13 protein-coding genes are annotated in these 12301 nt (G+C 60.2%); 5 read left to right on the top strand and 8 right to left on the bottom strand.

The features are described from left to right. Positions 1-65 precede the first annotated feature (65 nt). Genes ACR0B8_RS10125 through ACR0B8_RS10110 form a run of 4 tightly spaced genes read right to left on the bottom strand, consistent with a single transcriptional unit; the run spans position 66 to position 3677 of the window. The gene (locus tag ACR0B8_RS10125) at positions 66-776 is read right to left on the bottom strand and encodes a VIT1/CCC1 transporter family protein (RefSeq protein WP_170351729.1); all 711 of its coding nucleotides are present in this window, start codon (positions 774-776) and stop codon (positions 66-68) included. 54 nt (positions 777-830) lie between these two features. Continuing rightward, positions 831-1820 (bottom strand): YcjF family protein, encoded by a 990-nt coding sequence (locus ACR0B8_RS10120; protein WP_480658283.1) that lies wholly within the window; start codon positions 1818-1820, stop codon positions 831-833. Next, on the bottom strand, positions 1813-2268 hold the full coding sequence (locus tag ACR0B8_RS10115; RefSeq protein WP_480658285.1) for an N-acetyltransferase family protein: 456 nt from the start codon (positions 2266-2268) through the stop codon (positions 1813-1815). Before ACR0B8_RS10115 ends, ACR0B8_RS10120 begins: the two co-directional genes overlap by 8 nt. Further along, positions 2265-3677: a YcjX family GTP-binding protein gene (locus ACR0B8_RS10110; RefSeq protein ID WP_226688955.1), complete on the bottom strand. Its 1413-nt coding sequence runs from the start codon at positions 3675-3677 to the stop codon at positions 2265-2267. The genes ACR0B8_RS10115 and ACR0B8_RS10110 overlap by 4 nt, the downstream gene beginning before the upstream one ends. 107 nt (positions 3678-3784) lie before the next feature. Here ACR0B8_RS10110 and truA point away from each other — a divergent pair, with 107 nt between their 5' ends. After that, positions 3785-4552, top strand: coding sequence for a tRNA pseudouridine(38-40) synthase TruA (truA, locus tag ACR0B8_RS10105; RefSeq protein WP_226688954.1), 768 nt, complete (start codon positions 3785-3787; stop codon positions 4550-4552). On the opposite strand, the gene ACR0B8_RS10100 is transcribed toward truA, so the two are convergent. The 3 genes from ACR0B8_RS10100 to ACR0B8_RS10090 all read right to left on the bottom strand — a co-directional run bounded on the left by ACR0B8_RS10100 (position 4549) and on the right by ACR0B8_RS10090 (position 6996). Further along, complete coding sequence (locus ACR0B8_RS10100) at positions 4549-5484, bottom strand: nickel/cobalt transporter (RefSeq protein WP_170517785.1); 936 nt, start codon at positions 5482-5484, stop codon at positions 4549-4551. The two genes, truA and ACR0B8_RS10100, sit on opposite strands and share 4 nt — an antisense overlap. Further along, on the bottom strand, positions 5469-6116 hold the full coding sequence (locus ACR0B8_RS10095; protein ID WP_226688953.1) for a DUF1007 family protein: 648 nt from the start codon (positions 6114-6116) through the stop codon (positions 5469-5471). Before ACR0B8_RS10095 ends, ACR0B8_RS10100 begins: the two co-directional genes overlap by 16 nt. 73 nt (positions 6117-6189) lie before the next feature. Beyond that, on the bottom strand, positions 6190-6996 hold the full coding sequence (locus ACR0B8_RS10090) for a thioesterase family protein (protein WP_226688952.1): 807 nt from the start codon (positions 6994-6996) through the stop codon (positions 6190-6192). A gap of 152 nt (positions 6997-7148) precedes the next feature. Between ACR0B8_RS10090 and ACR0B8_RS10085 the strand changes: the two genes are divergently transcribed. Continuing rightward, positions 7149-8084, top strand: coding sequence for a 2-hydroxyacid dehydrogenase (locus tag ACR0B8_RS10085; RefSeq protein ID WP_170362425.1), 936 nt, complete (start codon positions 7149-7151; stop codon positions 8082-8084). A 7-nt stretch (positions 8085-8091) separates the two neighbouring features. Here the strand turns inward: ACR0B8_RS10085 and ACR0B8_RS10080 are convergent, their stop codons facing one another. After that, positions 8092-8448 carry a hypothetical protein gene (locus tag ACR0B8_RS10080; RefSeq protein ID WP_170351738.1) on the bottom strand — a complete coding sequence of 119 codons (357 nt, stop codon included), beginning with the start codon at positions 8446-8448 and terminating at the stop codon, positions 8092-8094. 363 nt (positions 8449-8811) lie between these two features. Here ACR0B8_RS10080 and ACR0B8_RS10075 point away from each other — a divergent pair, with 363 nt between their 5' ends. From ACR0B8_RS10075 to ACR0B8_RS10065, 3 genes are all read left to right on the top strand, one after another. After that, on the top strand, positions 8812-9135 hold the full coding sequence (locus ACR0B8_RS10075) for a hypothetical protein (protein WP_170351739.1): 324 nt from the start codon (positions 8812-8814) through the stop codon (positions 9133-9135). 54 nt (positions 9136-9189) lie between these two features. Then, positions 9190-10176 (top strand): type I glyceraldehyde-3-phosphate dehydrogenase, encoded by a 987-nt coding sequence (locus tag ACR0B8_RS10070; RefSeq protein WP_170362426.1) that lies wholly within the window; start codon positions 9190-9192, stop codon positions 10174-10176. Between the two features lie 294 nt (positions 10177-10470). Then, complete coding sequence (locus ACR0B8_RS10065) at positions 10471-12276, top strand: autotransporter assembly complex protein TamA (RefSeq protein ID WP_170553723.1); 1806 nt, start codon at positions 10471-10473, stop codon at positions 12274-12276. The last annotated feature ends 25 nt before the right edge of the window (positions 12277-12301 follow it).

Below are 12301 nucleotides of genomic sequence, written 5' to 3'. Positions count from 1 at the left end.
CGGCAGCGTAACCGTTGGCCAACAATTGACCAGCCCTATGGGACCCACTGCGACAATCTTGGCCGTCAGGGGTGAAACAGCGAGCCGACAAGATAAGCGATCAAGGCCGCTGCACCGCCGATCAAAAAGGTCTCGAGCCCGGACCGCCACCACGGGGACAGCGACCAATGGGCTTTGAAGGCCCCAATGGCAAAGAAAACACCCATCGTCATGCAGACCGAGATGGCAAAGGCATGATCGACCGATAAAAGGAATGGCAGCAATGGCACCATGCCCGCGACAAGAAAGGCGATGAAGGTCGCCATGGCAGCTTTGAACGGATGGGGGTCAACGCTGCCCAACCCGTATTCGCCTTCGACCATCAGGTTGATCCAATTGTCGTGGTTGGCGGTGATTGCATCGGTGGCCTCATCCAGAACGTCGCCCGACAGGCCCTTTTGGGCTAGTATCTCGCGCACCTCGCGGCGCTCGCCCTCCGGGTAAAGGCTGATGTGGCGTTCCTCGATGGCGCGGATGCGGCGGATGTTGTCCAACTCGGCCTTGGTGCCCGAGTAATTCCCGGCAGCCATGGAAAACCCGTCGGCCAGAACATTGGCAAGCCCCAGCGCCACGATGATGAACGGCGAAAGCCCCGCTCCGGCAACCCCGGCCACGATGGCAAAGGTGGTGACCGATCCGTCGATACCGCCATACACCACGTCCCGCAGCACCCCTCGCCCCGGAGGCGCATTGATCCGCGCGGCGATTTCCTGCTGGCTGTGTCCGTGATCGGTCATGGCTGGCTCCGGCTTTGTTATGCACACCAGCGGGCCACAGGACTTTGCGTCAGGTCAAGTTTTGGAAAACAACCCGCTGAGCGCGCGTTTGATCATCCCGCGCGTAGATGGCTTGTGCCGGTCGGAAAACGGCAGTGGTCGGCAAACCTCCATCGCAGCCACACCAACCCGCGCGCTGAGCGCGCCGTTCACCAGCCCCTCGCCAAACCGGCGCGACAGTTTACTAAGGACCGATCCGCCCAGAATAGGTTCCAGCAGATCATCACCCACGGCCACGGCCCCGGTCGCCACCAGATGCACGAACACTGCACGGGTCAGGCGCCAACTGCCCAGAAATCCAGCGCGTCCGCCATAAATCTCAGCAACCCGACGGATCATCCGTAATGAGGCCGCAAGCGCCGTCACAACATCGGCCAACGCTAAGGGCACCAGTGCGGTCACCGTGGCAACCTGACGGGCGGCGGCCTCGACCTCACGGCTGGCGGCAGCGTCCAGAGGGGCCAGCAATTCGTCCTCGGCCAAGGTCAGCAGGGTTGTGGCGTCGAATTGCTCTTCCATCCGTTCAGCCAGACGGTCACGGCCCCACCGGGTTTCTTCGCGCCCTTTGTAAAACGCGATCAGGCGGTTGGTGACCGCACGGGCCTGTGCCAAATCCGCCTCAGCCAACGCGGCATCTGCGGCGCGGCGCATCCCATCCACGCGGGACAAGCGCCCGATGGCTGCCAGCTCCCGTAGGGCGATGATCAGGGCGACCAGAACCAACGCACCGATCAGACCAGTTACAACCCAGCCCAATATCGGTGACCGCAACAACAGCGAGGTGGCGAAATCCCATGCGGCAACAGAAACCACCGCGCCAATCACGGCCAGCGCCAGACCCCAAAACCATCGTGACAGAACCGAGGGTTTCCGCGCAGCCAAGCGGGCTGCCACTTGCATCGCCTGACCTTGAGGTGGCTCAATATCGGGGACCGGCGGAGCCTGTGCTACGTCGGCAGCAGGTTCTTCCGTATCGAGATCAATCAGTACCGGACCTTTAGCCATCCGCCACCCCTTTCCGCCGCCAGACATATTTGATGTCTGGCAGATTTTCATCGTTATCGGCCCCGTCGCTGCGGGCAACTTCGGCAAAACCGTTGCGCTCATAGAACCGGCACGCCCCGTGGTTGGCCTGAAACGCAAAAAGGGACAGTTCGATCTGATCGGACTTGGCGTGGTCCAACAAGCGCTGTCCAATGCCTTGTCCACACTCTGGCGGTGTCAAATACAGGGAATGAACTTCGGTTTCATTGAGCGCAAGATATCCCACAACGCCAGTATCGGTTTCGGCCACCGTGACCCACCCTAGATCGATCATCCAACCGCAAAAGGCGATGGTTTCAGCGCAGGTATGTAGCTCGGGCATCCAATCGTTTTCGCGCGAAAAGCCGTGCAGGATCTCTCCGATCTTTCCGGCATCCGTGGTACGAGCGGGGCGGAGAGTCACGGTCACAGGCGGTCTCCGATCAGGAACTGCGTGGCACGGTCCAACCGGATATGGGGCGGGCCATCGCCCGGACGCAAGGTCAGATGCGCAGGCGCAAAGGCCATAAACCCAAAATCCTTATCCAACCAGCTTTCAGCCCCGTTACGGGCCGGACCCAGTAAATGCGCCGGGTCATCAGGCAGATCACCGGGATAAAAGGCAGCCTGTTTGCCGTTCAGCAACGTCCCACGCACACAAGGCAAATCCGCCCCGTTATGCGTCCGGATTTCCTCGGTCGTGGCGCGCAGGGCGGCCAGCGACAGCGCCGCCGTCTCGGCCCCAGCAAAGCTGGCCCGATCGCGGGCATCCCGGGTCAGAGCCTCCATGATATGGGTCAGACGGGGGTGCTGTGTGTGGTGCAGGTGATCGGCCTTGGTGGCTGCGAACAGTATACGTTCAACCCGCTTGCCCAACAGCAACTGGCTGAGCCACGCATTGCGCCCCGGTCGAAAGGCCGACAGGATATCGACCATCGCGCGACGCATATCCTCAACCGCTTGCGGCCCCTTGTGGATTGCGCCCAGCGCATCGACCAGAACCACCTGACGGTCGATCCGCGAGAAATGATCGCGAAAGAAGGGTTTCACCACTTGCGATTTATACGCCTCATACCGCCGCGCCATTTCGCGGTGCAGGCTGCGGCGCGGTGCGTGGCCCTCCACTGGCAATGGCGCAAAGGTCAGCACCGGAGAACCCGCCAGATCGCCGGGCAGTAGAAACCGCCCCGGCGTACAGTCGTAAAAGCCTGCAACCCGTGCGGCATTCAAATACGCAGCAAAGGCTTTGGCCAACGCCTGAGCCGTGGGTTCGTCATGAGCATCCGCAGGGTTTGCCACCCTGGCCTGCGTCAAATACGCGGCCGCTTCGGTCCGCGTTTCGATACGGTTTAAGGTTTCGGCTGACCAGACCTCGTATGATTTATCCAGCAGGGCCAGATCCAGCAGCCACTCACCCGGATAGTCCACAATATCCAGATGAACCGTGCGCGGCCCCTGCAGACCCGCAAGCAACCCAGCCGGACGGGCCTTGAAGGAAAGGCGCAGCTCGGACACGGCGCGCGTGCTATCTGGCCAATGAGGCTGCGGCCCGGTCAGCGCCGCCAGGTGGTTTTCATAATCAAAGCGCGGCACCGTATCGTCCGGCTGGGGTTGTAAGTAGACCGAATTGATGCGGCCCTCCTGCTGCGCGACCAATCCTGGCATACGCCCCCGGTCCAGCAGATTCGCAACTAGGGAAGTGATGAACACCGTCTTTCCCGACCGCGCCAACCCGGTAACGCCCAGACGGATGACCGGTTCAAACAGAGTTTCAGACACACGGTCGCCCACGGATTCGACACCGCGCACAAGACTGTCTGCCAAGGATGAGATGACCAAGCTGTCGCCCCGCTTTTATCGTTTCGCTCAAGATAGGTAGAGGGCGCCGCACATGCCAGAGCTTTCCCACCCTTGCCCCCTTTCGCAGGGCGGGTTACCAGCGGCCCATGCCTAGATACGCGCTGAAAGTCGAATACCAAGGGGAACCGTTTGCCGGATGGCAGCGGCAAAAGGAATTGCCGTCTGTGCAGGGAGCAATCGAACAGGCCTTGTCGCGAATTCAACCCGGTGATCACACCATAGCTGCCGCGGGCCGCACCGATGCGGGCGTTCATGCGCTGGGTCAAGTCGCCCATTGCGATCTGGTCAAGGATTGGGACCCGTTCCGCCTGTCTGAGGCGCTGAACTATCACCTCAAGCCGCAGCCGGTGGCCATCGTCAAAGCCGCACAGGTTGACGAAGACTGGCACGCCAGGTTTTCCGCGTTAGAGAGGCAATACCTGTTCCGCATCCTGATGCGTCGTGCGCCTGCGACCCATGACGCCGGGCAAGTCTGGCAGATCAATCACCAGCTGGATGTCGATACCATGCAGGCTGGGGCGGATATGTTGATCGGGCAGCATGACTTCACCACCTTCCGCTCGTCCATCTGTCAGGCCGCGAGCCCGGTCAAAACGCTGGATGAGTTGCGGGTTGAACAGGTCGATGGTTTCTCGGGACCTGAGATACATTTCCACGTCCGCGCCAGGTCGTTCCTGCACAATCAGGTGCGCAGCTTTGTCGGAACGCTGGAGCGTGTCGGTGCGGGCGCGTGGACGCCCGAAGATGTGTGCGACGCGCTGCAGGCCGCTGATCGCGCCGCCTGTGGGCCAGTATGCCCGCCGCAGGGCTTGTACCTGGCGCGGGTCGGGTATCCCGAACCGGTCTTCGGTTAAATCGCGCGCAGCAGCAAACCACTGGCGATAACCGCGATTGTCAGACCCGCCACCAATTCGATGGTCGGGGCCAGCACAGATGCAAACCGCGTGGCCGAGGCAGAGGCCAGCAATCCCCCGCGCAACCCGAACGACGTCCACCCGACCAGAGTCGTGACCATCGCCGTACCCAGCGCCATGGCAAACGCCCCAGCGATGCCAACCATCGCAATGCCCATCTGCCATGTCAGGATCAATACGAACAGCGCCCCGGTACAAGGCCGGGCGGCGATGCCAGCAATCAGCAACAGCGCCTCGCGCAGACTACCGACCTGTGCCACCTCTTCCACTGAGGGGCCGTGGCGATGGCCGCAATCTGAACAGACATCGTGGTCGTGGTGATGGTCGTGACCATGGTGATGATCGTGGTCGTGATGCGCTTGCGCTGTGTTTCTGCGGTGTCTGCGGGCAAAGCTGCGAATGGCGCGAAACACCAGCCACAGACCGATCGCGGCGATGGCACCATAGCTGATCGGGGCCATGACCTGTTCGGTTGTTCCCACAAGGCTTTCGCGTGACATCTGAAACACCAAAACGCCAGCGTAAACCAGCACGACTGCTGTCACCGCCTGCCCCAGACTGGACAGCACGCTGATTGCGGATAACCGCCAAAAGGCGACCCGACGACCCAGCCCGTACCCGCCGATCAGCACCTTGCCGTGACCTGGACCGATGGCATGAAAGAACCCATAGGCGAAACAAACAGTCAGCAGGGTGGCGACGGCCTCGGGCTGTTCCGCCCGTGCGGCACGTAAGGATCGGGCGATCTGGTTCTGAAACTCGCGCTGCTCACCCGCCGCCCACGCGGCCAGACTGTCAAACCCACCGCTGCCCCAAAACCACAGAAGCAACGCAATGGCGATGGCAACCGGAACAATCAGGTATTTGGACATGAAACGAAAATCTCGGTCGCAAAGTTTTCCCCGACCAGCGGGATGTCGTTTTCCTCAAGGTCGTAATCAGCGTCCAGTGTCAACAAAAAGGCCTGCATCTGCGCCAGCTGACCATCGATATCGGGGTCGATCCGATCCATCTGACAGGACGAAGGGCCACTCACCGTCACCGGGCGGGTCAGTTCATAGGCAATGTAGAACGTCTCATCAAAAGCCTTCGCCGTCAGCGAAGATGCAGACACCGCGTCGCCATCAACCGCGCGCAAATGGGTTGTCACGATACGACCATCTTCGGTGGTTGCTGTCGGTTCCAATGGGCCGGACAGCGACACGGGCACGCCATCTGCAAAGACAACCAGATCGCCATTGTACCCTTCGATCCACTGTGCGTCGAAACCGGCCAGGAATTTCTCTTCATTTTCAGTGAGAACTCCGTCGAAATCCTGATCCAATTTCATGTCTTCAAGTTGATACAACGAGTAAAGTTCATCATAAGCCCAGGTCACCCGCACATGGGTCAGTTGGCCGGCGTCATCCACAATGAATTCCAGCCCGGTGTCGATAAAGACATGCGGGTGCGCCATGGCCGGGATCGGCAGGCAGCAAGTCAACAGGGTTACAATCCAACGCATGCGTGAAAGATAGGGCCTGCGTCCGCGCGCGGCAATGCGATTCAATCAGCACCCGCAGAAACCGGCCAAAGGATCATTTTGGCGGGAACAGAACCAGCGTTTGCAGGGCCGTACCGACAGGACCTTGCGTGTCATACAATACGGACTGGGACATTCCGATCCCCGACGGCTGCCAATGGCAAAGCGATTCTGAGGCCAGCCAATCCGACCCCGGCTCGCGATGGATTTGCACGGTCAGATCGGTGTTCATGAACCCCATCTCGGTCGTCGGTGCATTCCACGAGATGCCGTTGCCACAATCGGCCAGCGGGCACAGTGCCTGAATCGGCGAAGGGTCCTCGCCCTCAAGCAAAGCCGGGGTGCGCATCCAGACCGTCTTGGGACCGGCGCCCTGATTGCCGTCTTTCGGGTACAGCACTTCTGAGTGGTTGGCGAAGCCCGGCAGACCGTGACGTATCTCACCGATCGGAAATGGCCCCGTCACCGCGTCTTCCAGCCGCGGTGGAGTAATCGTGACATTCGGGACCGGTCCCAGGTTACGGCGGGCCAAGTGCATCGTGGTCGCAGTGGCGCAGAGCGAGTCATCCAGATCGTGAACCGTTACCCGCGTGGTCGCCAGCGTCTTGGTGTGGCGCGTAGTCTCGGCAGCCACGCGCAGCCCTGCCAAGGGTTGTGGGCGCAGCAGATCGACCGTCAGGCGGGTCAGCATCTTTTCCGGTCCCACCTCGGTTTCCGCGGCACGCACGATCAGACCGCTGACAGGCCCGGCGTGGCAGTGATCGGCCGACCACGGCCCCCGGGCGGGGTCATTGCCCACAAAAGCGCCATCAGGGCGCAGATGAAAATAGGCCTGTTGGTTCAGGTCTTGTGTCCCGTTCATACGCTGCCTCAAAAGTTTTCTGTGCGTGTCTGGTCATCCGATCCGATGACCGGGCTTTACCTTGGGCCAAAGAATGACTTAGCTGCGGCAACGATGTCCAGTTCAGTGACGGCACGTCATCACTGGCAAATTGAAGCAGAGGGGGGCGCGACATGGCGTTGCTGATCGAAACCGGGTTGTCCGACTGGATAAGCGACAACGACATCGCCCAAGACATTCGGCGGCTGCACCCGGACATGGATGTACGCACGCCTGAAACCCTTGGTGATCCAACCGACATCACGATGGTCGCCGTCGTCGTGCTGTGCAACGATCACCCCAAGCGGCTGCCCAACCTGAAACTGGTGCAAAAACTGGGCGCCGGGGTAGAGACCATCGTCAGCAATCCGCACCTGCCCGCGCATGTGCGTATAACACGGCTGAAACCGGACGCCCCCGCGCAGGGTATTGCCGAATGGTTCGTCGCTTATGTTCTGCGCCATCAACGACACATGACCTTTCATGAAAAGGCGCAAAACCGCGCGGAATGGGCCCCCAGAGCACCACTCTATTCGCCAGACACCGTGGTAGGTGTGCTGGGTCTGGGCCATATCGGCGCCCGCAGCGCCAAAATGCTACGCGCCGTCGGGTTTCAAGTGATGGGTTGGAGCCGCTCAGCCAAGCAGATCGATGGGGTTACCTGCCTGCATGGCGACGCGGCTCTGCCAGAACTGCTGGGTCAGTGCGACCATGTCTGCGCGATCCTGCCTTCGACCCCGCAGACAATCGGTTTGTTCGATGCAGGGATGCTGGCGGCAATGAAGCCAGGTAGCCAATTACTGAACGCGGGTCGCGGGGATCTGATTGAAGAAACCGCCCTGATCGTCGCGCTGGACCATGGTACACCCGGTCATGCGGTGCTGGACGTGACTTCGACCGAACCACTTCCGTCCGACAGCCCGCTCTGGACACATCCCAGTGTCACCATCACGCCGCACGTGTCGGGCTGGCATCTGGGCGAAGCGCTGGCTGATGTGGGCGAGAATTTCAGCCGCCTGAGCGCCGGAGGCCCTTTGCTGCACGAAGTCGACAGGGCCCGCGGTTACTAGACCCAGATCAGGGTGTCAGGATCCAGTTTCCGCCTGCGTCGCGACACCGGCGAGTTCTGACCTCGCGAGTCTGATCCGATCCTTCGGGTCGAATGAAATGCTGCAGGTGTACGCAGTTGTCACGTACGTCGCGGACGCGAATCGTGCCTTTCGAACCGGTGGCTTCGTTCACCCAGGAACTTTCCTCACCCACCCGAGGTGTCGCGCCTGACAGCATCGCGTCAGCGGCTGTGTTCACAACCTCGAAATCTGCAGGTGTCAGCCCCATTTCTGCGATGATTCGGGAAAGCGGCTTGGCCTGCACGGTCGGGATTGCAGCCAGAACAACAACAGCTACCAATGTAGAAGAAATCCAGGCTTTCATGATCGCCTCACCTTGCTGAAATAGATTTGCATTCAAGACTATACCGGCAGCGAACGGGGGCCAAGCCCTGTTGGGCAAACGTTAAAACTATCCAGAACAATTCTTTTGACAGTCTAAGGCCGCTACTGGCATGGCATTCCATTCGTGGCGTTCGCTCGGCACAACTGAGTTACCCTGCACGAATGCCCCCTATGGTGCGTGGGCGGACCGAAACAACCACGATCAACTGTGCAAAGACGCGAACCAGCAACCACCCCGTAACTGGCTAACCACTTACGCCGATTCAGTTTTTCCCGCGCAGGGGTTCACAGAAGCGCTTGAATCTGGTGAAATAGCACCGTTTTTAGCACTGGAGATTGTTCAATGGTACTGCGCGGATCCCTGCTGGCACTGGCAGCTGTAATTGGCCTGACGGCCTTAGAGGCGACCCCTGTAGTCGCCAAAGAGGAAACCAAATCGGTCTTCGTCATGAGCCGCACATGGGCCGTTACGCAGGTTTCGGATGCTCCGGTCGTGTACCGCGCCACGCGTGACAACAACAATCTGAACCCGTTCGGTCCGCCACCGCGCCTGCGCACCATTCAAGCTATGGCCGCCATTCAGGCAGCCACCGGATGCAAGCCTATCCGGGCCAGCATGTATCAAAACATCTCAGGCCAGTTCTTTTCGCAGGTCAGCTGCAATTGATCTTGCCGCGAAACGGGCATTGAGGTCAGCGCGGCCCACTGCCATAGCTTGCGCATGAAACTCGCAATCAATGGATTCGGTCGTATTGGCCGCACGATCCTGCGGCAGCTGCTGGCTTTGCCGTGGGGCAAGGATATTAAGCTGGTGCTGATCAACGATATCGCACCGCTGGAAACCTGTGCCTACCTGTTCAAATACGACAGCACGTTCGGCCCCTACTCTGGGCCTGTCGATACCGGCGACGGAACCCTTGTCATCGACGGCCACACAATCCCGGTGACCCACAGCCCAGACCTGTCCCGCGTCGACCTGAGCGGCGTGGATGTCCTGATGGATTGCACCGGCGTCGCCCGTACCTCGGATGTTGCCAGCCAGGGGCTGACCGCCGGGGCGGGCAAAGTGCTGATCTCGGGCCCCTCGCCCGCAACCGAAGTCACGATCGTTCTGGGCGCCAACGAAGCGCAGTTGGGCAACGCCCGGATCGTTTCGAACGCGTCCTGCACCACCAATGGGCTGGCCCCACTGATCAAGGTGCTGGATGGAATCGGCGGCATCGCCTCGGCCCATATGACGACCATCCATTGCTATACCAACAGCCAACCCATGATTGACGCCCCGCGCGGCGATCTGGCCCGGTCACGCGCCGGGGCGCTTTCCATGGTGCCCACCACCACCAGCGCCACGCACTTGATTGATGAGGTCATGCCGCATCTCGCGGGTCGCATCTCGGGCGCGGCGGTGCGTGTCCCCACAGCCAGCGTGTCTGCGGTGGATTTGGTCGCAACACTTGAGCGCGGTATGTCCGCCACTGACTTTGAAGCCGAGCTGCGCAAGACGGTCGCGCAGTCTCCCGTTCTGGGATGGACCGATCACCCGCTGGTGTCGTCAGATTTGCGTACACGACCGGAATCTTTGGTCATTGCAGGCCCCGAGACGCGGATGGTCGGCGACCGGCAGGTTCGCATTTTCGGCTGGTATGACAATGAATGGGGCTTTTCCGCACGTATGCTCGACGTCGCCCGCCTGATGGCACAGCCTTGAATTCGTGGAACCGCAGCGCGCGGGCTTGCCCGAGCGCTGCCCGGCCCAACGGGTCACGAGCATCCTTGATGCGATGGGATCGGGCGGGAGGAGCCCGTCAATGCGTTCATGGGTTGGCGCCACATTACCGCCCCGCAAACGGGGCTGACAGGGCACACAAACCGGTAATTTGGCCTCTCATTCGATAAGTTCTTTCCCTGTGTGGAAACTGATGCTCTAACATGAACGGTATCAGCCGTTGTTTTTCATAAGACGGTGAAATTGATTTCGACTTGGGGCAGTTGGAGCCATTCGATGCGGGGAAGCAGGCCACAGGCCTTTGTGAAATATTGTCTGCTTGGCGTTATTGCCGCCGCTCTGCCCTCATCTCTGGCCGCGCTGGAAACATCCCTGTCCGCGCCCGGTGCGCCACAGGACGTGGTTGAACGTATCGAAGAAACCTCCTCGGTCTTAACGGCAGATGAACGTGGTTTGGATACACCGCTTGAGGTTCTGTCCGCTGCCCTGTCGGATTACCGCACGCTCGTACAGATACTTTATGACGAGGGCTATTTCAGCCCCGTCGTCAGCATCAAGCTGGATGGCCGAGAAGCGGCTGACATCAGTTCGCTAACCGTACCCAACACGATCAACCGAGCGGTTATCACGGTAAATACCGGACCGACCTTCACTTTTGGAACGGCTATCGTCGCCCCCGTTACGCCGGAGACAATCCTGCCAGAGGAGTTCGCTCCCGGAAAACTGGCCACGACCGGTGCCATCCAACAGGCGGCCTCGGCCGGGGTGCAGGGCTGGCGGGACGCCGGTCACGCCAAAGCCCAACTTGAAGACCAAACCGTCATCGCTCGCCATGCGCAGAGAAAGCTGGATGCTGAAATCGACCTTGAGCCCGGTCCGCGTCTGACCTTCGGCAAGATGTTCATCAAAGGCGATACAGATGTACGCCACCACTCGATCAACAAGATCGCCGGCTTTCCCTCGGGCGAGGTTTATTCGCCAGCGGAAATCCAGAAGGTCGGCACTCGCTTGCGTCGGACAGGTACGTTCAGCATCGTTTCGATCGAAGAACATGAAACGCCCAATCCCGATGGCACGTTGGATTTCGATGCAACTTTTGAGGACATGCCCAAACGCCGCCTGACCTTCGGGGTTGAGCTGGCCTCGAATGCCGGGCTGGATGTCACCGCGACCTGGACCCATCGCAACGTCTTCCGCCGCGCGGAACGGCTGCGGTTCGAAGCCGCTTTGCGCAATATCGGCGGAACCGAGGATTTGGACGGCCGCATTGGTTTGCGCCTTGATCAACCCGACCGGCTGGGCCCGGACGACAACACCTTTTGGAGCGCCCTGCTGGAGCGGCGGAATACCGAGAATTACAACGTATCCGTGGCCTCGCTGGCCTATGGTGCGCGTCGCACCTTTTCCGACCGGCTTTATGCCGAAGCCTCGGCTGGATTTCAGTGGTCGGATGCAGATGACGCCTATGGCAGCGGCCGCAAGTTCCGCTATTTCATTATCCCAACCCGGTCTGAATGGGACGAGCGTGACAGCAAGGTCAGCGCGACTCGCGGATTCTATCTGGATGCGCAAATCATGCCCTTTGTAGGTTTTTCCGGCACAGACACGGGCATCAGGCTGTTCGCCGACACACGCGCCTATACCAGCCTGGGCACGGGCGGGCGGCTCGTTTTGGCTGGTCGGGCTCAGATAGGATCGATAATCGGTCCTTCCCCAAGCAATGTGACGCCGGATTTCCTGTTCTTCTCGGGTGGTGCCGGCACAGTGCGTGGGCAGCCGTTCGAAAGCCTCGGCATTCCAGTCAACGGTGGTGAAGCAGGCGGCAAGTCCTTCCTCGGTCTGTCGGGAGAAGTCCGTGGCAAGATCACCGACACGATATCGCTTGTCGGGTTCTATGATTTCGGTACTGTGGACACTTCTTCTTTCATCGGCAGCGGTGCAGAATACCATTCCGGTGCCGGGCTTGGGGTGCGGTATGATCTTGGGGGGTTCGGCCCTCTACGCGTTGACTTAGCCCTGCCGGTTCAGGGCGACACTGGCGATGGTCTGCAATTCTATATCGGGATCGGACAAGCGTTTTGATACGGCAGTTTTCATATCCGGTTGT

It is taken from the genome of Ruegeria sp. BH6 (assembly GCF_056538105.1).
Note: the sequence above shows the minus strand (reverse complement) of the source record. Positions and strands in the feature narration are given on the sequence as shown.

What these genes read in the sequence shown, in the direction of transcription:
- ACR0B8_RS10125 (WP_170351729.1), bottom strand. Translation starts at nt 776, where the DNA reads ATGACCGATCACGGACACAGCCAGCAGGAAATCGCCGCGCGGATCAAT.
- ACR0B8_RS10120 (WP_480658283.1), bottom strand. Translation starts at nt 1,820, where the DNA reads ATGGCTAAAGGTCCGGTACTGATTGATCTCGATACGGAAGAACCTGCT.
- truA (WP_226688954.1), top strand. Translation starts at nt 3,785, where the DNA reads ATGCCTAGATACGCGCTGAAAGTCGAATACCAAGGGGAACCGTTTGCC.
- ACR0B8_RS10100 (WP_170517785.1), bottom strand. Translation starts at nt 5,484, where the DNA reads ATGTCCAAATACCTGATTGTTCCGGTTGCCATCGCCATTGCGTTGCTT.
- ACR0B8_RS10095 (WP_226688953.1), bottom strand. Translation starts at nt 6,116, where the DNA reads ATGCGTTGGATTGTAACCCTGTTGACTTGCTGCCTGCCGATCCCGGCC.
- ACR0B8_RS10090 (WP_226688952.1), bottom strand. Translation starts at nt 6,996, where the DNA reads ATGAACGGGACACAAGACCTGAACCAACAGGCCTATTTTCATCTGCGC.
- ACR0B8_RS10085 (WP_170362425.1), top strand. Translation starts at nt 7,149, where the DNA reads ATGGCGTTGCTGATCGAAACCGGGTTGTCCGACTGGATAAGCGACAAC.
- ACR0B8_RS10080 (WP_170351738.1), bottom strand. Translation starts at nt 8,448, where the DNA reads ATGAAAGCCTGGATTTCTTCTACATTGGTAGCTGTTGTTGTTCTGGCT.
- ACR0B8_RS10075 (WP_170351739.1), top strand. Translation starts at nt 8,812, where the DNA reads ATGGTACTGCGCGGATCCCTGCTGGCACTGGCAGCTGTAATTGGCCTG.
- ACR0B8_RS10070 (WP_170362426.1), top strand. Translation starts at nt 9,190, where the DNA reads ATGAAACTCGCAATCAATGGATTCGGTCGTATTGGCCGCACGATCCTG.
- ACR0B8_RS10065 (WP_170553723.1), top strand. Translation starts at nt 10,471, where the DNA reads ATGCGGGGAAGCAGGCCACAGGCCTTTGTGAAATATTGTCTGCTTGGC.